19 protein-coding genes and 1 tRNA gene are annotated in these 19,157 nt (G+C 71.1%); 14 read left to right on the top strand and 6 right to left on the bottom strand.

The genetic code is table 11. The annotated features are described in order from the left end of the window. Positions 1–1,305: a deoxyguanosinetriphosphate triphosphohydrolase gene (locus HHX35_RS03110; RefSeq protein ID WP_182897468.1), complete on the top strand. Its 1,305-nt coding sequence runs from the start codon at positions 1–3 to the stop codon at positions 1,303–1,305. Here the strand turns inward: HHX35_RS03110 and HHX35_RS03105 are convergent. Further along, the gene (locus HHX35_RS03105; protein ID WP_182897467.1) at positions 1,292–2,233 is read right to left on the bottom strand and encodes a LysR family transcriptional regulator; all 942 of its coding nucleotides are present in this window, start codon (positions 2,231–2,233) and stop codon (positions 1,292–1,294) included. The genes HHX35_RS03110 and HHX35_RS03105 overlap by 14 nt on opposite strands. Before the next feature lie 70 nt (positions 2,234–2,303). Here HHX35_RS03105 and HHX35_RS03100 point away from each other — a divergent pair, with 70 nt between their 5' ends. Next, positions 2,304–3,065, top strand: coding sequence for an SDR family oxidoreductase (locus tag HHX35_RS03100; protein ID WP_182897466.1), 762 nt, complete (start codon positions 2,304–2,306; stop codon positions 3,063–3,065). A gap of 42 nt (positions 3,066–3,107) precedes the next feature. Here HHX35_RS03100 and HHX35_RS03095 read toward each other — a convergent pair whose 3' ends face one another. Beyond that, a complete protein-coding gene (locus HHX35_RS03095; protein ID WP_182897465.1) occupies positions 3,108–3,956 on the bottom strand; it encodes a M23 family metallopeptidase in 849 nt (282 codons plus the stop codon). A 147-nt stretch (positions 3,957–4,103) separates the two neighbouring features. On the opposite strand from HHX35_RS03095, the gene dnaG reads away from it, so the two are divergent. From dnaG to HHX35_RS03075, 4 genes are all read left to right on the top strand, one after another. Further along, a complete protein-coding gene (gene dnaG / locus HHX35_RS03090; protein ID WP_310738868.1) occupies positions 4,104–6,023 on the top strand; it encodes a DNA primase in 1,920 nt (639 codons plus the stop codon). A gap of 146 nt (positions 6,024–6,169) precedes the next feature. Next, complete coding sequence (gene rpoD, locus HHX35_RS03085; RefSeq protein ID WP_310738896.1) at positions 6,170–7,309, top strand: RNA polymerase sigma factor RpoD; 1,140 nt, start codon at positions 6,170–6,172, stop codon at positions 7,307–7,309. A gap of 225 nt (positions 7,310–7,534) precedes the next feature. Then, the gene (locus tag HHX35_RS03080) at positions 7,535–8,263 is read left to right on the top strand and encodes a glyoxalase (protein WP_182897462.1); all 729 of its coding nucleotides are present in this window, start codon (positions 7,535–7,537) and stop codon (positions 8,261–8,263) included. A 97-nt stretch (positions 8,264–8,360) separates the two neighbouring features. Further along, the gene (locus tag HHX35_RS03075) at positions 8,361–8,864 is read left to right on the top strand and encodes a hypothetical protein (protein WP_259404692.1); all 504 of its coding nucleotides are present in this window, start codon (positions 8,361–8,363) and stop codon (positions 8,862–8,864) included. Positions 8,865–8,982: 118 nt separating this feature from the next. On the opposite strand, the gene HHX35_RS43105 is transcribed toward HHX35_RS03075, so the two are convergent. Further along, positions 8,983–9,285, bottom strand: a complete 303-nt coding sequence (locus tag HHX35_RS43105) for a YtxH domain-containing protein (RefSeq protein WP_139579537.1) — start codon at positions 9,283–9,285, stop codon at positions 8,983–8,985. 260 nt (positions 9,286–9,545) lie between these two features. On the opposite strand from HHX35_RS43105, the gene HHX35_RS03065 reads away from it, so the two are divergent. From HHX35_RS03065 to HHX35_RS03045, 5 genes are all read left to right on the top strand, one after another. Then, a tRNA-Asn gene (locus HHX35_RS03065) sits at positions 9,546–9,618 on the top strand. A gap of 589 nt (positions 9,619–10,207) precedes the next feature. Further along, positions 10,208–10,456, top strand: coding sequence for a helix-turn-helix transcriptional regulator (locus tag HHX35_RS03060; protein WP_182897461.1), 249 nt, complete (start codon positions 10,208–10,210; stop codon positions 10,454–10,456). Further along, positions 10,453–10,668, top strand: a complete 216-nt coding sequence (locus HHX35_RS03055) for a hypothetical protein (RefSeq protein ID WP_182897460.1) — start codon at positions 10,453–10,455, stop codon at positions 10,666–10,668. The genes HHX35_RS03060 and HHX35_RS03055 overlap by 4 nt, the downstream gene beginning before the upstream one ends. A 166-nt stretch (positions 10,669–10,834) precedes the next feature. Beyond that, entirely contained in the window at positions 10,835–11,989 is a 1,155-nt protein-coding gene (locus HHX35_RS03050) for a nitric oxide synthase oxygenase (RefSeq protein ID WP_310738867.1), read from the top strand. A 28-nt stretch (positions 11,990–12,017) separates the two neighbouring features. Then, a complete protein-coding gene (locus HHX35_RS03045; protein ID WP_182897459.1) occupies positions 12,018–12,788 on the top strand; it encodes an enoyl-CoA hydratase-related protein in 771 nt (256 codons plus the stop codon). 3 nt (positions 12,789–12,791) lie between these two features. On the opposite strand, the gene galK is transcribed toward HHX35_RS03045, so the two are convergent. The 3 genes from galK to HHX35_RS03030 form a co-directional block, all read right to left on the bottom strand. Continuing rightward, entirely contained in the window at positions 12,792–13,913 is a 1,122-nt protein-coding gene (gene galK / locus HHX35_RS03040; RefSeq protein WP_182897458.1) for a galactokinase, read from the bottom strand. A gap of 115 nt (positions 13,914–14,028) precedes the next feature. After that, the gene (locus HHX35_RS03035; RefSeq protein ID WP_182897457.1) at positions 14,029–15,690 is read right to left on the bottom strand and encodes a catalase; all 1,662 of its coding nucleotides are present in this window, start codon (positions 15,688–15,690) and stop codon (positions 14,029–14,031) included. A 96-nt stretch (positions 15,691–15,786) separates the two neighbouring features. Further along, on the bottom strand, positions 15,787–17,043 hold the full coding sequence (locus HHX35_RS03030) for a hypothetical protein (RefSeq protein WP_220504908.1): 1,257 nt from the start codon (positions 17,041–17,043) through the stop codon (positions 15,787–15,789). A 190-nt stretch (positions 17,044–17,233) separates the two neighbouring features. On the opposite strand from HHX35_RS03030, the gene HHX35_RS03025 reads away from it, so the two are divergent. The 3 genes from HHX35_RS03025 to HHX35_RS03015 all read left to right on the top strand — a co-directional run bounded on the left by HHX35_RS03025 (position 17,234) and on the right by HHX35_RS03015 (position 19,141). Continuing rightward, positions 17,234–17,884, top strand: a complete 651-nt coding sequence (locus HHX35_RS03025; protein WP_182897455.1) for a TetR/AcrR family transcriptional regulator — start codon at positions 17,234–17,236, stop codon at positions 17,882–17,884. Between the two features lie 212 nt (positions 17,885–18,096). Beyond that, positions 18,097–18,435 (top strand): hypothetical protein, encoded by a 339-nt coding sequence (locus tag HHX35_RS03020; RefSeq protein ID WP_182897454.1) that lies wholly within the window; start codon positions 18,097–18,099, stop codon positions 18,433–18,435. After that, complete coding sequence (locus HHX35_RS03015; protein ID WP_182897453.1) at positions 18,428–19,141, top strand: hypothetical protein; 714 nt, start codon at positions 18,428–18,430, stop codon at positions 19,139–19,141. The genes HHX35_RS03020 and HHX35_RS03015 overlap by 8 nt, the downstream gene beginning before the upstream one ends. Positions 19,142–19,157 lie beyond the last annotated feature (16 nt).

The raw sequence follows: 19,157 nt of genomic DNA, 5'->3' as shown, positions 1-19,157 counted from the left end.
ATGGCCCGCTACGACGAGCACGACCAGGCACGGTGGGTGCCGGAGCCGCCGGGTAACCCCGAGCGGAGCGCGTTCGAGCGGGACCGGGCACGCGTGCTCCACAGCGCCTCGCTGCGCAGGCTCGCCGCCAAGACGCAGGTGGTCGCCCCCGCCGACTGCACCGGCCTGCACAGCCCCCGCACACGGTTGACCCACTCGCTGGAGTGCGCGCAGATCGGCCGGGAGATGGGCAAGGTCCTCGGCTGCGACCCCGACCTGGTGGAGACCGCCTGTCTCGCCCACGACCTCGGCCATCCTCCGTTCGGCCACAACGGGGAGGCCGCCCTCGACGAACTGGCCGCGCCGTGCGGCGGGTTCCAGGGCAACGCGCAGAACCTGCGCCTGCTGACCCGGCTGGAGGCCAAGGTCATCACCGAGGACGGCCGCAGCGCCGGGCTCAACCTCACCCGGGCCGCGCTCGACTCGGTCTGCAAGTATCCCTGGGCCGGGTCCTCCTGCCGGGTCCCGGGCGTCCCGCTCGCCGCCGAGGGCCGGCCGTACTGCGTCTACCCCGACGACCTGGCGGTCTTCCGCTGGGTGCGGGAGGGGGCGCCCGACTACGCGGTCGGCTTCGAGGCGCAGGTCATGGACTGGGCGGACGACGTGGCCTACTCGGTGCACGACCTTGAGGACGGGCTGACGTGCGGCCACGTCACGATGGCGGCCCTGCGCGACCCGGAGGAGCGGCTGGAGGTGTGCCGTCTGACGATGGAGTGGTACGCGCCCGACGCGGGCGTGGAGGAACTGTCGGAGACCTTCGCCCGGCTGCTCGCCGAGCCGCTGTGGCCGGCCGCCTTCGACGCCGGGCTCGCCGACCTCGCCGCGCTCAAGCGGCTCACCAGCGCGCTCATCGGCCGGCTGTGCCGCGCCGCCCAGGACGCCACGCGCGAGACGTACGGTTGCCGCCCCACGCCGGGAGACAGGGGCGGCCACAACCGGTACGACGCGGACCTGGTGGTGCCGAGGACGACCCGCCTGGAGTGCGCGCTGCTCAAGGGGGTGACGGCTCGCTACGTGATGTCCAGGGAGGCCCACCACGCCGTCCAGGCCCGGCAGCGCGAGATCATCGCCGAGCTGGGCGACCTCATCCTGCGCGGCGCCCCGGCGACGCTGGAGCCCGCCCTGCGGCCGCAGTTCGAGCAGGCCGCCGACGACGCGGGGCGGCTGCGCGCGGTGGTCGATCAGATCGCCTCACTGACCGACGCCTCCGCCATGGGCTGGCACCGCCGCCTGTCGGCGGCCACGCACCGCCTCAAGGCCGGCTGACCCGCCGGGCCGCCTCAGAACCGGCTGACCCGCCGGCCGCCTCAGAGCCGGCTGACCCGCCGGCCGCCTCAGAGCCGGCTGAGACCCGCCGCGCCACCTCCGCCGCCGCGCGCACGAAGGCGGCCAGCGCCCGCGACCGCGCGTCCCGCGGCCAGGCCAGGACCAGCGTCGTCGGCGGCGCGTCGGCCACGGGCACGCCGACGAGGTCGTGACGCAGGTTCGCCCGGATCGACTCGGGGACGACCGCCACGGCCCGGCCGAGCGCGACGAGATGCATGAGCTGGCCGCTCTCGGCGATCCGGGAGAAGCCCTCGGGGACGGCACCGGGCCACCGCGGCAGCGGCTCGCCGTCGAGGTCCGCCATCGACAGCTTCGCGCGCCCGGCGAGCCGGTGCCCCCGGGGCAGCACCGCCATTTGGCTCTCGACCAGGAGCTCCTCGACCGCCAGGCCGGTCAGGTCCTCACGCGGGGCGTGCAGCAGGGCGGCGTCGGCCCGGCCGTCCCGCACCATCGCGCCCCGCTCCCGTGCGCTGAAGACGATGTCGACGGGCAGCGCGCCCGGCGTGGCCGCGTACGCCGCGAGGATCTCGGGCAGCAGGTCCGCGTCCCCGCCCGGTTTGGCGGCGAGCACGAGCGAGGGCTCGCTCCGGCCGGCCCGCCGGGTCCTGCGCACGGCAGCCGACACCGCGGCGAGCGCGGCGTTGCCCTCCCGCAGCAGCGTCTCACCCGCCTCCGTCAGCGCCACCGTGCGGTGGTCGCGCTCCAGCAGCCGCACGCCGAGGCGGCGTTCGAGCTGCTGGATCGCCCGTGACAGCGGCGGCTGCGCGATGCCGAGCCGCCGGGCCGCCCGCCCGAAGTGCAGCTCCTCGGCCACCGCCACGAAATAGGCCAGCTCCCGTGTCTCCACGGTGTCGTCACCGGCGGTCATACCGCGAGGGTATCGCCCGTGACCGAGACGGTGTTGGGCGCCGCGGGGGACGCGGTGATGGGCTTGCCCCATGAACAGCACTGACAGCAGTGACAGCACTGACACCGTGGCCCTCGTCACGGGCGCGAACAAGGGCATCGGCTATGAGGTCGCGAGGCAGCTCGGCGAGCTCGGCATGACCGTGCTGCTCGGGGCGCGCGACCCGGGACGCCGGGACGAGGCGACCGCGAAGCTGCGGGCGGAGGGCCTGGAGGTCCACCCGCTGACGATCGACGTCACCGGAGAGGAGAGCGTGCGGGCGGCTGCGGAGCAAGTGGGGGAGCGGTTCGGCCGCCTCGACGTGCTCGTCAACAACGCCGGCATCTCGGGCGGGACGCGGCAGACGCCCGGCTCGGTCGACCTCGGCGTCGTGCGCGAGGTGTTCGAGATCAACCTCTTCGGCGTCATCCGGGTGACCGACGCGATGCTGCCGCTGCTGCGGCGGTCGGCGGCCGGCCGGATCGTCAACGTGTCGAGCGGCACGGGGTCGATGACGCACATGACCGACCCCGGTCACTACTTCACCGGCAGGCCGGGCTTCGCGGCCTATCCGTCGTCGAAGGCCGCGCTCAACATGCTCACCGTGCAGTACGCCAAGCAGTTGCGCCCGCTCGGCATCCTGGTCAACGCCATCGCCCCCGGGCCGTGCGACACCGACTTCGCCAGGGATCTCGGCAGGTCCCTGCCGCGTACGGCGGCGCAGGGCGCGGCGGTCGCGGTCACGCTCGCGACGCTCGGTGCGGACGGCCCGTCGGGCGGATTCTTCGACGAGGACGGACCGGTGCCCTGGTGACCGTGCTTCTCCGCGGGACCGGTGCCGCGGTGACCGTCCCGCTCAGAGCGGGATGACCACCACGTCGTCGTCGCCGCCCCCGTTCTTCTTTTTCTTCGTGGGCGGCTTGGTCTCGTCCGGGGTGGGCGTGGGCTGCTTGGACGAGTTGGACGCGCACAGTTGTGTGCAGGCCGGGGTCGCGCCCATCTTCTTGCGCAGCGTGAGCATGGCCTTGCGTGGGGAGACGGTGCGGTTGCCGTCGTCCCAGGCGTCCAGGTAGGGCCACGCCGGCACCACGCCCCGCCGCACCCACCAGTACTGGGGCGCGGCCGGCCACGAGATGGCGAAGTAGAGGTTGCTCGCGGTGTCGCGCGCGTTGCCCGTGTTGCCCACCCGGCCGAGCAGCTGCCCGGCCTTGACCTTGGTGCCCGGCGTGATGTCCTGCTCCACGGAGTCGAGGTGCCCGCCGAGGTACAGCACGCCGTCCTCGCCCTTGACCGTGACGAACCGGCCCTCCCGGTCGGCGCCGCGGTCGGTCGAGGGCGTCCAGAGGTTCTTGACGTTGACCTCCTGGACCACCCCGTCGACCGGCGACACGAACGCGCATCCCTTGGCCGCCCAGACGATGGTCTTGGGAAGCACGAGCAGCTTGCGGGAGTACGACACCTTGCAGCCCTTGATGGGGAAGGCGTACGTGTAGGAGGACACCTTCGGCGGGGGGACCCGCACCGGCTCGTCCCCGGGCGGAGGCACGACGTGGCCGGGCTGGGAGTCGTCCATGGCGGCCGTGACGCCGCCTCCCGGCGGCGGCGTGGGCGGCAGCGTGCTCACTCCCGCGACCCCGGCGGGCGCGCCGCAGGACGCCGCGACGAACGCGGCGCCGGCGAGGGCGGCCAGTCTCCCCGATCGCATGATCTCCACCTGGTCGACGTTACCGAACCTTTCCTTTGTAACGGACCAAGCCGCACATCACGACCGGTTCCGGAAAGTCGTGACATGTCCTCGACCATCCGCGGTGGGGCGTCCGGGCTGTCGGGGGCAGGCTCTAGACTCGCCAGCGTGGCAGGGCGAAGCGGTCGGATCAGTGACGAGGACATCGCGCTCGTGCGGGAGCGCTCGCCGATCGCCGACGTCGTCGGCGAGCACATCCAGCTCCGCAACGCGGGCGGGGGCAACCTGAAGGGGCTGTGCCCGTTCCACGACGAGAAGTCGCCCTCGTTCAACGTCACCCCGGCCCGTGGCTACTACTACTGCTTCGGCTGCGCCGAGGGCGGCGACGTCATCACGTTCGTCCGCAAGATCGAGAACCTGACGTTCACCGAGGCCGTCGAGCGGCTCGCCCAGCGGGCCGGCATCCAGCTCCGCTACGAGCAGGGCGGCTATGTGCCCGGTCGTGAGCAGGGCGAGCGGCTGCGGCTGATCGAGGCGCACCGCGCCGCCGCCGAGTTCTACGCCGAGCGGCTGTCCGGCCCGGAGGCGGCCCCGGGGCGGCGCTTCCTGTCCGAGCGCGGCTTCGAGCGGGCCGACGCCGAGCACTTCGGCGTCGGCTACGCCCCCAACGAGTGGGAGGCGCTGTCGCGGCACCTGATGGCCCGCGGGTTCACCTCCCAGGAGCTGATCAAGGGAGGCCTGGCCCGCGAGGGCAGGCGCGGGCCCGTCGACCGGTTCCGCGGCCGGCTGGTCTGGCCGATCCGCGACATCACCGGCGACGTCATCGGCTTCGGCGCGCGCAAGCTGCTCGACTCCGACGACGGCCCCAAATACCTGAACACCCCCGAGAGCCCGATCTACCACAAGAGCTCGGTGCTGTACGGCGTGGACCTCGCCAAGCGGGAGATCGCCAAGCGGTCCCAGGCCGTCATCGTGGAGGGCTACACCGACGTCATGGCCTGCCATCTGGCCGGCGTGCCGACCGCGGTGGCCACCTGCGGCACCTCCTTCGGGGAGGACCACATCAAGGTCCTGCGCCGGCTGCTGCTCGACCAGGCCGAGTTCAGGGGTGAGGTGATCTTCACCTTCGACGGCGACTCGGCGGGGCAGAAGGCCGCCCTGCGCGCGTTCCAGGACGAGCAGAAGTTCGTCACGCAGACCTTCGTCGCCGTCCAGCCCGACGGCCTCGACCCCTGCGACCTGCGGGTCAAGCAGGGCGATGCCGCCGTGCGCGACCTGGTCGCCAGCCGGGAGCCGCTGTTCGCCTTCGCGATCCGCAGCATCCTGTCGCGCTACGACCTCAACACCAACGAGGGACGCCTGGCCGCGCTCGACGCCGCCGCGCCCGTCGTGGCCTCGATCAAGGACCCGGGACTGCGCAAGACCTACGTGGTGGACCTCGACCGCTGGATCGGCTTCATGGACGAGGGCTTCGTCATCCAGCGCGTGCAGCAGGTCGTGGGGCGGGCGCAGGAGGGCGTCCACGCTCCCGGGCGCCGGCAGCCGGCGCGCGGAGCCGCGCCCGCGCGGTCCGCCCCGGCGCGTCAGGAGCCCCTGGATCCCGCCGTCCGCCTGGAGGCGGAGGCGCTCAAGCTCGCCGTCCAGCGGCCCGCGCTGCTCGGGCCGGAGTTCGACGCGCTCGGCGCGGCGACGTTCACCCTGCCCGAGCACGTCGCGCTCTACGAGGTCATCGTGGCGGCGGGGGGGACCGCCGCCGGAGGGCCCGGCGGGCGCGAGTGGGTCGACCGGCTGCTGGAGCAGGCCGACGCCGGGACGCCCGACGGGACCGGCGTCGACCTGAGGTCGCTCGTCACCCGGTTCGCGGTCGAGGCCGTGCGCGCCGACGTCAACGTCGAGGAGCGGTACGGCGCGGCCGTCCTGGCCAAGATCCAGGAGGTCGCGGTCGGCCGGGCCGTCGCCCAGGTGAAGTCGCGCCTGCAGCGGCTCAACCCGGTCGAGGAGCAGCAGGAGTACAACCGGCTGTTCGGCGAACTCGTGGCGCTGGAACAGCAGCGACGCGTGTTGCGAGAACGCGCCAGCGGGGCCTGAATAAACGTCCCTTTCCAGATCTCACAGCCGCCAAACATATGTTTTGATCTCGATTCGGTATTGACTTCCGCCTTACCTTGGGTGACAAAAATAGGCCTGCCATTTAGTGGTGCCTTTCCTGCACACTGTGTTGCGTGGGTGCATCGGTGCTGCCAAGCAGGCCGCCATCGGTAGACCAGGTGGCGGACCTCGTCGCTAAGGGAAGGGAACGCGGGAGCGTCACGGTTGACGACGTGGCCGCCGCGCTCGACCGATCCGAGTTGCCCGCCGACGCGCTGGAGCGCGTCGTGCGGATGCTCGCCGAGAACGGGGTTGAGGTCCTCGAGCCGCAAGGCGACGAGGAGCCCAGCAAGCCGGACGAGGAGGATATCGGCAAACGCGCTCCGACCAGCGACCTGGTCAGGATCTACCTCAGGGAGATCGGCAGGGTTCCGCTGCTCACCGCCGAGGAGGAGGTGGAACTGGCCAAGGCCATCGAGGCCGGTCTGTTCGCGGAGGACAAGCTCTGCGAGAGCCCCGCCGCCAGGTTCGCCCGGCCGGAGCTGGAAGACCTGGTCTGGGAGGGCGTCCGCGCCAAGCAGCGGCTCATCGAGGCCAACCTCAGGCTCGTGGTCTCCATCGCCAAGCGCTATGTGGGGCGCGGAATGCTGTTCCTGGATCTCATTCAGGAAGGCAATCTCGGTCTCATCCGTGCGGTCGAGAAATTCGACTACACCAAGGGATACAAGTTCTCGACCTATGCGACCTGGTGGATTCGCCAGGCGATCACCCGGGCGATCGCCGACCAGGCGAGAACGATCCGGATTCCCGTGCACATGGTCGAAACGATCAACAAATTGGTCCGCGTGCAGCGGCAGCTTCACCAGGATCTCGGCCGGGAGCCCGCCCCCGAGGAGATCGCCGCCGAGATGGACCTGCCGATCGACCGCGTGGTGGAGATCCAGCGCATCGCGCAGGAGCCGGTCTCGCTCCAGGCGCCCATCGGCGAGGAGGACTCCGACCTCGGCGACTTCATCGAGGACGCCGACGCCGTGGTGCCGATGGAGGCCGCGGCCTTCATCATGCTGCAGGACCAGCTCGACGACATCCTGGCCACGCTCTCGGATCGCGAGCAGCGGATCATCCAGCTGCGGTTCGGCCTCTCCGACGGCCACCCCCGCACGCTGGAGGAGGTCGGCCGGGAGTTCGGCGTGACGCGTGAGCGCATTCGCCAGATCGAGTCCAAGACGCTGGCCAAGCTGCGCCACCCCACCCGGGCCCAGATGCTCCGGGACTACCTGGACTGACGCCTCGACCGCGACGAGCGCCTCCCGCCCCCTGGGAGGCGCTCGTCGCGTTTCGCGGTGGCCGGCGGCCGGGGTTGTCAGGTTGGCGATGACCTGGTCGGTGTCGCCCGGCGCGCCCAGGTGAACGTTGACGTCTGGTGGCGCGAGGCCGGGTCTCTGGAGCGATCCATATGCGAGCTGTGCCGAGGAGTGTGACCATCGTCGGGCGATCTGGAGGTGGATGACGTGAGTGAGCCCGCGGTTCGGCCGAACGAGGCGACGGTGCCGTTGCTGCCGTGCGCGTCGGTGGAGGAGACCCTGGCGTTCTATGAGGCGCTGGGATTCGAGGCGACCTACAAACAGAGCAAGCCCTACGTCTATCTGGCGCTGCGGTGGAGCGGATTCCAGCTGCACTTCGGCCCGGCGCCCAAGGGCCTGGATCCGGCCCGGGAGGAGTCCGGAGGCTGCCTGGTCATGGTCGACGCCGTGGCGCCCTACCATGCGGCGTTCGCCGCGGCGATGCGCCGGGTCTACGGGAAGGTGCTGGGTTCCGGCCTTCCGCGGATCACCCGCTACCGGCCCGGCGCGTCCCGGTTCACGCTGATCGATCCGTCCGGAAACTCGATCATATTCATCCAGCGCGACGAGCCGGCCGAGTTGGAGTATGGCGGCTCGAAAAAGCTGACGGGCCTGGCCAAGGCGCTCGACAACGCGCGGATCCTGCGCGAGTTCAAGAACGATGACCTGCAGGCCTTCCGTGCGCTCAAGTCCGCGGTGCGCAGGCACGGCGCGGACGCCTCGCCGGCCGAGCGGGCCATCGCCCTGTGTCACCTTGTCGACGTGGCCACGGTCCTCGGTGAGCCCATCGATCCCTGGCTCGCCGATCTGCGTGCTCTGGTGCTCACCGTTGACGACAGGCGGCGCGTCGAGTCGGAACTCGGGCATCTCGCCGGACTTCAGGAGTGGCTTCCCTGAGACGTGAAGCGGCTCCTTCCGGGGGGAGCGAAGTCGACACCGGGGCGCCGGATAGCCTCGGGGGTGTTAACGGTCGACGTACGCTGGCGGTGCTCCCTTGACCTCTCAGAAGCCCTCGCTGTCCCGTCTGCTCGGCTCCCGGCTGCCCCGTGAGGTCCGTACGGCTCTCGCCCTGGAGAGCGGCGAGCGTCCGATCAGCCACGCGCTGACGCCGGAGGGCGGCCACATCGTCGCCACCACCCGGGCGCTGCACCTGCCGGACGGGCCGCGCCTGGCGTGGCACCTGATGGACAAGGCCGTGTGGGACGAGGAGGGCGTGACGGTCACGATGACGGACGGGGCCGTCCACCGGGCCCTCCTGTCCGAGCCGGGCAGACTGCCGGAGACGATCCGCGAGCGGGTGACCTCGACGATCGTCGCGAGTCGCCATGTGACCATCAACGGCCGTGGGGGAGTGCGCCTTGTCGCCCGCCGGGTTCCCGGCTACGACACCCCGCGCTGGGAGTTCATCTTCGACCCCGGGCTCGACGCCAACGACCCGGGCCTGCGCGCCCACGCCGAGCAGGCCCTCGAAGAGGTACGCCGCAGCCTCGGCGTCTGACGCGGCGGGCCCCCGGCGTGATGCCGGGGGCCCGCCGATGGCGCGGCACGCACCGTCCGGGCCGGTCCTCCATGGGGAGACGGAGCCGAACCGGGACCTGTCCGGTCTCGGGGGCGGTTCAGGGGATCTGGTCGGCGCCGGCCGGCCAGCCGGTGGCCGTGCCGACCCGGTCGGTTCTGTCGGCCTGCTCCCAGGTCTCCGTCTTCTTCAGGAACGGCACCTTGTCGCCCGCGAAGTCCTTGGCCTTGCCCGCCACCTTCGAGGCCTGGGCGCCGACCAGCCCCGCCGCCTCCTGCACCGTGGGGCTGTCCGCGAACCGCTGCGCGAAACGCTTGATCTGCTCGTAGCGCTCACGCCCGGCCCGCGTGCCGAGGACGTAGCCGACGGCCAGCCCGGTGGCGAACATCGCCTTGTATCGCATCTTCCACCTCCGCGCTCGTGTTCCCCGCCCCCCTACCCCGAGGGCCTGTCTCTATCCAACAGCAGCCGTTCCGGCCCCGCCCGGGCGGGCTCCCGGGCCGTCCGGGCGCTCTTTGCCGTACGCCGATCAAGACCCGACGACTCGCGGACGGAATCGATGTGACAGACACCCCCCGGAGTGCGCTAATCTAGTTCCGCGCCGCAAGGAAAGCCGAAAGGCCGGAACGAGCGGAGCAGGCAGTAGCAGCAGTAAGAGCACGATCCCGTGTAGCTCAATCGGCAGAGCAGCCGGCTGTTAACCGGCAGGTTATAGGTTCGAGTCCTATCGCGGGAGCATTTCACCCCGGGGCGGTGGTCACAGACCACCGCCCCGGGGCTTTTGCATGTGTCGGCACATGCCAATGGAGAGGACGGACACCCGACGATCTGGCCCTCAGCGAGGAAGCGGCCCGACGCGAGGGGCTTCTGAAGCCGAGACCACCCGGGAGAGGCATGTCTCGTCGCTCTCGCCCGGGCGCGGTCGACTTCGTGCTCGCCGCGAAGTGCCGCATGGGCGTCGTACAGCGGTCAGCGGCGGTGGTACGCATCTGCTTGTCGGAGATCGCACGTCAGGCGGCCGCGCCGAGAACAGGCTCGAACGGCTCGCGGGGGAATGACATCACTGCCGACCGTCGAGTAGCCCCCGGATGGCTTCCCTGCCACGGAGACCTTCTCCGCGGGTGATGGAGGCACGGGACTCGATGACGGCTTGAAGGGCGTCGTTGTCGGACAACACTTCGCTGGTCTCGCGCAGGCGGGCGATCAGGTCAGGCTGATCCGCTGGAACGACTGCGGCCAGGCGCTTCCCGTTTCCCGTCACGGTGACCACCTGACCGTTCGAAGCTGAAACCACAGCCTCGTCCCACCGCTCGGGGTGAGCGTGCGTGATTCTGGAGTGGTTGCGTGATCCCGAGCGGCACCTCCCACCGCAGCGCGACGGCGATCTGGTCAGAGACGGGGTCTGTTCCTTGTTCATCGCCCAGAAATTGAGGGTGAGCCAACCGACTTGCGGCGATCATCTGCGAGTGCTCTCCCAGGCGGGGCTGGTGCGCGGCAAGAAGATCAAGCAGTGGGTGTTCTACCAGCGCGGCGAGGACCGCATCGCGCAGGCGAAGGAGTTGCTGAGCGGGTGAGTGGTGAGCTGGACGGCGCCGTCGCGGTGCCCGGCGGCCTGGGGCTCTATGAGAGTCTCATCGGGGACCTGGATGCCGCCGGGGCGCGGTATCGGCTGATCGACCGGCAGGCGTTCACCGTCCCGGCCGGGATGTCGCACCGGCCCGTCGTCCCCGTCCGCAGCGCCGTACTGATGATCGAGAAGGCCGGCGTCGTCGTCACCGGAGACTGACCGCGCCGGTGTGGGGATTTGGCGGACAAATCCGGGGACATCGCGGAAAAATGTGATCGCCGTGGCCGTACCGGTCGCGGCTGCCGCGGACCACGGACGGCGCAGTGGGGTGAGGGCCACTGCGGGAAGGGTGTCGCCGCCGGCCCGGAACCGGCGCGGGGCGCCCGTGAGCGCGAAGTGTGTGGCGGTCGTGCTGACTTGGCGGAAATCGAAAAAGACCCCCGCGCCCGTACGGGAGCGCGGGGAGGAGATCGACTGGCGGGAGGCGGAGAACTTCATCCGGCTCCACCACACGGAGAACCCGGTGGCGGGCCCGGTGGAGCCTCGGCTCCGGGAGGTCCTCGCGGAGATCGACCAGACGGGGACGTACACGCACACCACGGGCGAGCTGACCTTCGGCGCGCGGGTGGCGTGGCGCAACAGCAACCGGTGCATCGGGCGCCTTTACTGGCGGTCGCTGCAGGTCCGTGACCGGCGGCACGTGGACACCGCCGACGGCGTGGCCGAGGAGTGCGTCGAGCACCTCAGGGCGGCCACCGGACGGGGCAGGATCCGCCCCACCATCACGGTGCTCGCCCCCGACCGGCCGGGGGAGCGGGCGCCGCGAATCCTCAACGACCAGCTCATCCGCTATGCGGGGTACACCCGCGAGGACGGCTCCGTCCTCGGCGACCCGGCGAACGCGGAGATCACCAAGCGGGCCCTGCGGATGGGCTGGCGGGGGGAGGGCACGAGGTTCGACGTCCTGCCGCTGGTCGTGGAGGCCAAGGGCGCCCTGGTCCTGCGGGAGGTGCCGCACGAGGTGGTCCTGGAGGTGCCCCTGCGGCACCCGGCCTTCCCGTGGTTCGCCGACCTGGGGCTCAAGTGGCACGCCGTGCCGGCGATCTCGAACATGTCGCTGGAGATCGGCGGGGTCGCCTATCCGTGCGCGCCGTTCAACGGCTGGTACATGGGAACCGAGATCGGCGCGCGCAACCTCGCCGACCGGGACCGCTACGACCAGCTTCCGGTGGTCGCCGAGCGGCTCGGCCTCGACACCTCCCACGAGCGGACGCTCTGGCGCGACCAGGCGCTGGTGGAGCTCAACGTCGCCGTGCTGCACTCCTTCGCGGAGGACGGCGTCACGATCACCGACCACCACACCGAGGCGCGGCGGTTCCTGACCCATCTGGAGCGGGAGGAGCGCAGCGGTCGTGTCTGCCCCGCGGACTGGTCCTGGATCGTGCCTCCCCTGTCCGGCGCCGCGACGCCGGTCTTCCACCGCTACTACGACGACGTACGGCTCACGCCGGCCTACGTCCACCGCCCTCCCGTGGTGTAGAACATAGTTCGGGTTAGGGAGGGTGAACATGGTGGTGCTGTCCGAGGACGACGGCGGTGTGCGGATCCTGACGTTGAACCGGCCGGAACGGCTGAACGCCTGGACCGCCGAGATGGGACGGCGCTACTTCGACCTGCTGGAGGAGGCCGACCGCGACCCGTCCGTACGGGCGATCGTGGTGACCGGCGCGGGAAAGGGCTTCTGCGCCGGGGCCGACTTCGCGGACCTGACGGCCCTGCAGGCGGGCACGTACGCCGATGAGCAGGACAGAAGGCCGACCACCTTCCCCACCACCCTGCGGACGCCGGTCGTCGCCGCGGTCAACGGCGCCTGCGCCGGTCTGGGTATGGTCCACGCGCTCGTGTGCGACGTGGTCGTCACCGCCGACGACGCCAAGTGGACGACCGCGTTCTCCCGGCGCGGGCTCATCGCGGAGTGGGGCCTCGGCTGGATCCTGCCCCGGCTCGCCGGGCAGGCCCGCGCCATGGACCTGCTGCTGTCCGGGCGCGTCTTCACCGGAGCCGACGCGTGCGCCATGGGCCTCGCCGTGCGGGCCGTGCCGGGGGAGCGGCTGCTCGCCGAGGCCGTCGCGTACGCGAAGGAGCTGGCCACCCAGTGCTCGCCCGCCTCGATGGCGATCATCAAGCGGCAGATCTGGGGCGGCTGGCAGGAGGGGCTCGACGAGGCCAGGGACGAGGCCGTACGGCTGATGACGGAGTCGTTCCGGCGGCCGGACTTCGCCGAGGGAGTGGCGAGCTTCCTCGAACGCCGGCCGCCGGACTTCCCGCCCCTGGGATAGGACTCAGCGGAGGCGGTGGGCGCCGGCCGCCGGGGTGGCGGGCAGGAACGTCGGCGCGGCCCAGCCGCGCTCGGCGTAGGCCTGCTCCACGGTGGCGCGGACCCGGTCCACCCGGTCGTCGGCGACCAGCGCGATGGCCGAGCCGCCGAAGCCGCCGCCGGTCATCCGCGCCCCGCGCGCGCCGCCCCGCACCGCGGCCTCGACCGCCACGTCCAGTTCCGGGCAGGAGACCTGGTACTGGTCGCGGAGAGACAGGTGTGAGGCGTTCAGCAGGGCGCCGATCTCCTGTACGGCTCCCGCCCGCAGCAGCCCGATGACGGCCTCCACCCGGTGGTTCTCGGTGACGACGTGCTGGGTGCGGGCCCGCTCGTCGCCGCTGAGCCTCGACAGGGCCGCGGCGAGGTCGGTGACGTCCCGCAGCGACGGGACGCCGAGGTGCTTGGCGGCGTTCTCGCAGTCCTGGCGCCGCTTGGCGTACTGCCCGTCGGCCAGTTCGTGGTGCACGCCGGTGTTGATGATGAGGATCTGCAGGCCGTACGCCGACAGGTCGAACGGAACGGCGCGGCTGGCCAGCGAGCGGCAGTCGAGGAACAGCGCGTGCCCCTCCTTGCTCAGGGCCGAGGCCGCCTGGTCCATGATCCCGCACGGCATGCCGACGAACTCGTTCTCGGCCTTCTGGCACAGCCTGGCCAGCTCCATCGGCTCCAGGCCGAGGCCGTACAGGTCGCTCAGGGCGAGTCCGACGGACACCTCCAGCGCCGCGCTGGAGGACAGCCCCGCGCCCTTGGGCACGTCACCGTCGATCACGATGTCGGCGCCCCGCACCGGCAGCCCGGCGCCGCGCAGGATCGAGACGACTCCGGCGGGGTAGCGGGCCCAGCCCTCGGCCCGCTCGACGTCCTCCAGCACCTGCTCCTCGCCGGGGGCCTGCAGCGAGGAGATCCGGACGGTGAGGTCCTCGCGGGGGCTGACGGCCGCGGTGACGCCCCACGGCACCGCGAACGGCAGCACGAAGCCGTCGTTGTAGTCGGTGTGCTCCCCGATCAGGTTGACCCTGCCGGGCGCGTGCCAGACTCCGGCGGGCTCGCCGCCGTACGCCTGCCGGAAAGCATCAATAACGCGCATAGTCGCACACTCCTCAACATCGCAGCCTTCCCGTAGGGTAGCGGCCCACGCGGGTGCGGACGTGCCAGGGCCCGGCTCGGAAGTCCGGGCCGGGCCCTGATCCGCACGGCGACTCTCACATCGCGGGTACGGTGGCCCGCTCGTCGGGGACGCAGTGCGTCATCTTCAGCCCCGAGACGTCGCGCGGGCCGTTCTTGCCGAGGTTGGCCAGGCGCTCCCTGTCCTCGTCGGTCAGGTCCTGGCTCGCCAGCGGCTCCAGATGCATGACGTCGTCCGGCGTGATGCCGAGCCCCTCGCCGACGCGCAGCCCGAGGTCGTCCTCGACCAGCAGGAAGTGCCAGACCATGCGCTCCTGGATCGGCCGGTCGCACTGCGACAGCATGGTGGTCAGGTTCTCCACCAGGTCGTCGCGCTCCCACTGCTCCATGAGCAGGTAGCGCTGGCCCGCCTGCTTGTAGTCGTTGGTCCGCGGGATGCGCTTGCGGGTGAGCCTGCCGACGATCTCCGGGCCCTGCTCGTCGTGCGCCGGGAACTGTCCCTCGCGCGGCCCGCCGGTGATGGACGGCTCGTAGTTGACGTGCGGGTTCTCGCCTCCCCGATCCTGGTGGTAGGTCATGAAGCCGTCGCGCTGGTTGGTCCGCACGTCGGCGTTCTTGGCCTGGTTGACCGGCAGCTGCAGGTAGTTCGGCCCGACGCGGTAGCGCTGGGTGTCGCTGTAGGAGAACGTGCGGCCCACCAGCATCTTGTCGTCGGAGAAGTCCAGCCCGTCGACGAGGACGCCGGTGCCGAAGGAGATCTGCTCGTTCTCGGCGAAGACGTTGTCCAACGTCCGGTTCAGGACCATCCGCCCGACCGGCTTGGCCGGGAAGATCTCCTCCGGCCAGACCTTGGTGTCGTCGAGCGGGTCGAAGTCCAGCTCGGGGTGCTCGTCGTCGCTCATCATCTGGACGAGCAGCTCCCACTCCGGATAGTCGCCGCGCTCGATGGCGTCGTGCAGGTCCTTCGTGGCGTGGCCCAGTTCGTGGGCCTGGATGCGGGCGGCGTCCTCGGCCGTCATGCTCCTGACCCCCTGCTTGGGCATCCAGTGGTACTTCACGAGCACGGTCTCGCCCCGGTCGTTCACCCACTTGTAGGTGTTGACCCCGAAGCCCTGCATGTGCCGGTAGTCCGCCGGGATGCCGCGCGGGCTGAACAGGTTGACCAGCATGTGCATGCTCTCCGGGCTCTGCGACATGAAGTCGAAGATCCGGTTCGGCTCCTGCCGGAACGTGACCGGGTCCGGCTTGAGCGCGTGGATCACGTCGGGGAACTTGATGGCGTCGCGGATGAAGAACACCGCGAGGTTGTTCCCGACGAGGTCCCAGTTGCCGTCCTCGGTGTAGAACTTCACGGCGAAGCCACGCGGGTCGCGGGCGCACTCGGACGAGTCCCGCCCGCCGATCACGGTCGAGAACCGCACCGCCAGGTCGGTGCGCTTCCCGGTCTCCTGGAACAGCTTCGCCCTCGTGAACCGGGCGATCGGCTCGTCGCCCCACATGCCGTACGCCTCGAAGAAGCCGTACGACGTCGTGCCGCGCGCGTGCACCACCCGTTCCGGGATGCGCTCCCGGTCGAAGTGACTGATCTTCTCCAGGAACTGGTAGTTCTCGAGAGTGGCCGGGCCGCGCGCGCCGACCGTCCGCTGGTTCTGGTTGTCGTAGACCGGGTGCCCTTGACGGTTGGTCAGCACCGGACGCTCGTCCCCAGGCTCCGGTCCCTTGCTCGACACGTCCGTCATGGGACGGCTCCTCTCGCTATTTGATCTCATTTGAGTTGTTTGTCCTCTTCAAGACCCCCCTTTCCGCTTTTTGTCGGGGTATTCGTCCCGGCGTCCTCAGGAGAGGAGATCCTGGAACGTCCGGAGCACGCGGGGGAGGGACCGCAGGGCGCCGTGCATGTGGTCCACGGCCCCGACGTCCACCAGGCGCACCTCGGCCCCGCCCGCCGCCAGGTCGTCGCGGCACAGCCGGGAGTTGGCGATCGCCACGTCGCGGTCGCCCCGGGAGGCGTACAGCGTGACCGGGACCCGGGGCCGCCAGCCGGTGCAGGTCGTGTCGCCGGCGCGCAGCGCTTCGAGGAAAGCCCCGGTGGGCTGCCTTGTCTGGGCCATGAACGCGTCGGTCAGCAGCTCAGCCGGGCTCGCCGGGAGCGCGGCGGCGATCTGCTCCTCGGTGTGCAGCCCGTCGAAGAGCCCCTCCACCGTCGTGTCGTACGGCGCGCGGAACGCCTGGGCGGGTGTGTCGTACAGGTGGTGGAGGCGGTTCATCGAGGTGATCCAGTACGCGAGGTAGAACGTCGCGGTGTGCGGCTCGATGTCCCCGGACAGGACGGCGGGCAGCTCGGCCCGCTCCACGGCGTACGGCCCGCTGATCGGGGCGAGCGCGGCGAGGCGGAAGCCGGGCACGGCGCCCTGCTGGAGCGCGCGGCCCAGCGCCATCGCGGCCTGCCCGCCCTGGGAGAAGCCGGTGACCATCACCCGGCCGTCGAGGGTCCGGCCGTGCCGGGCGGCGAGATCGCGCGCGGCGCGCAGCAGGTCGGCCGAGGCCGTCACCTCCGACGCCGCGTCCATGTACGGGTGCCGGCCCGGCCCGAGGCCGAGACCGAGGTAGTCGGGCGCCAGCCCCGCGAAGCCGGCGGCGGCGAACATGACGGGCACCAGCCGGCCGTCGCCGTCCGCCGAGACGGAGGGCGCGTAGCGCTTGGTGGGGAGCGTCCCGTGCTCGTAGACCGCGAACGGCAGGCGCCCGTCCCGTGAGCGGGGCAGGGTCACCACGCCGCTGGCGGTCGTGGGCGCCCCGTCGGTGCCGATGGTCCGGTAGACGACCCGGTAGACGTCGACGCCGAGCAGGTGCTCCGGCGCGGGGAATCCGGCGGTGCGCAGGGTGGCGGAGACCTGGGCGGGCGACAGCCGGTCGAGGCGGGTCGCCGACACGATCGCGCCCCGCGGGGCCTCGGCGGTGACCGCGGTGGCGGCGGTGGCGGCGGGCCGGGTGATCGCGGTGGCGGCGGTGGCGGGAACGGAGAGCACGGTGACCGCCAGGGCTGCGCAGGTCGCGGCGGCGAGGAGTCGCTTGGAGAGGGGGTTTGTCATGGCCATGACGGTAGGTTCCGGCGGTGATCACGGCCCATCCCGCGCACCGCCGAAACCATGGTGGGGAATCCCCTACCTCACTCCTTGGTGCGCCACGCTTGACCTTGTGACGGCTCGCTCGCGTCCTGGCAACGTGAACTAAGCTGTTCGAGTTGCTCGGAACGTCGGCTCAGGGAGCACAGGAGCGGAAATGGCAGCCACACCGCGCGGCGCCGGTGACGGGTCGCGGTCCGCGCAGCGCCCCGCGGCGCAGGCCGAGCGGCGAGCCGACGCCCGGCGCAACATCAGATCCATCCTGGACGCGGCCCAGCTTTGCCTGGCCCGCGACGCCGACGCCAGCGTCGCCGACATCGCCAAGGCGGCGGGGGTCGGCCGGGTCACGCTCTACGGGCACTTCAAAACGCGGGCAGATCTCGTCGACGCCGTCCTGACGCGCACGATGGAGCAGTCCGACGCCGCGCTCGACGCGACCGACACCTCCGGTGACCCCTGCCAGGCGCTGACCCGGCTCGTCGGCGCCTCATGGCAGATCGTCCACCAGTTTCACTCCGTGCTTCAGGCCGCCCAACGCGAACTGCCCCCGGAGCGGATCCTGGCCGTCCACGACCGGACCCTGCAAAGGGTCCAGGCGATCATCGATCGCGGGCGACGCGCCGGCGCCTTCCGCGACGACCTGCCCGCGAGGTGGCTCGTCACGACCGTGTTCAGCCTGATGCACGCCGCGGCGGAGGACACCGCCGCCGGCAGGCTGGACGCCGACGACGCCGCGCGGGTCATCTCGGCGACGCTGCTCGCCGCCCTCACTCCGCCGGGCACGGCCGTGCCCACGCCGGCCCCGTAACCGCCGACGCCACCGGTCGGCCCTGGCCGCGCACGCCCACGCCGCGGCCACGCGGCTCGGCAGGGTCTCCGCCGGGTGACATCTCAAGGCGCCAGACCTCCTCACCACCGTGCCGCGACCGCGCGCCTCTTCCCGGTGACGGCGACCTGGAGACTGCGCCATTCTAAATCGAACATCAATGTACGACTTAGGTGCTAGCCTGAAACCCGAACATGCTTGTTCGGGTTAAGACCCGCATCGTGAACACCTTCCACCGGCTCGGCGGCGCACTCGGGGTCGCCGTCCTGTCCACCGTCGCCGCCGACGGCACGACCGACGGCACGACCGACGGCACGACCGACGGCACGACCGACGGCACGACCGACGGCACGACCGGCGTCACCCCGGCCTTCACGGTCGGCGCCGTCGTCACGTCGGCCGCCGCCGTGCTGAGCGCGTTCGTCGTGCCCGCGGGGGCCGCACCCGCCGGTGCGGCGCCACACGCGTCGCCGAGCCCCGCACCAGACGCGCATCCGCAACGCAACGAGATCCAGGAGAACGACGATGAGTAGCCACCGCTCGGCGCACCACGACGCCGGCACGACGACACCGCCCCGGCCCCTCCGCCACCACGGAGGCGAGGACGACACCCGGTACGTACGGGTGATGGTGAGGCTCACCGCGATGATCGGGGGCCCGTTCTTCCTGCTCACCGTCATCCTGCACCCGGCCCGCGACGGGCACGACATCGCGGCGGGCGCCCAGTGGTACGCCTTCACCCATTCCATGGAGGCCATCAGCCTGCTGGTCCAGGCGATCTGCCTGGCCGGTGTCCTGGCTCTGGTCATGAACAGGTTCGGTCCGCGCGGACTCACCACGCTGTACATCGCCCTGGCCGGGACCATGCTCTGGTTCGGACTGATCGTCTTCGACGGCGGCCACAACCCGGTGACGGCCAGGTATGCGCCCGACCTCGTGCACACCTCCAAGGACATCGACATCGAGGGCGGCATCATCGTGCTGGCCGCGAACATCGTTTTCCCTCTGGGATACGTGCTGCTCGCCCTGCTGCTCAACCGGTACGGACAACGGTGGACCGGCCTGCTCCTGGGATTCGGCGGCGTGGTCTACGCGATCGGCGGAACCGCGTCCCTGTTCGGCTTCGGACCGCACTCGGTGATCACATCCGTCATCGAGATCGTCGGCGCCGCCCCGTACGCGTTGGGCTACGTGCTGCTCGGCCGCACCTTCGGACAGGCCCGGCAACTCTCCACCTGACGCCCTGGTCGCGCCG

It is taken from the genome of Microbispora sp. H10830, from assembly GCF_014161375.1.
Lineage (GTDB): Bacteria > Actinomycetota > Actinomycetes > Streptosporangiales > Streptosporangiaceae > Microbispora > Microbispora catharanthi.
Note: the sequence above shows the minus strand (reverse complement) of the source record. Positions and strands in the feature narration are given on the sequence as shown.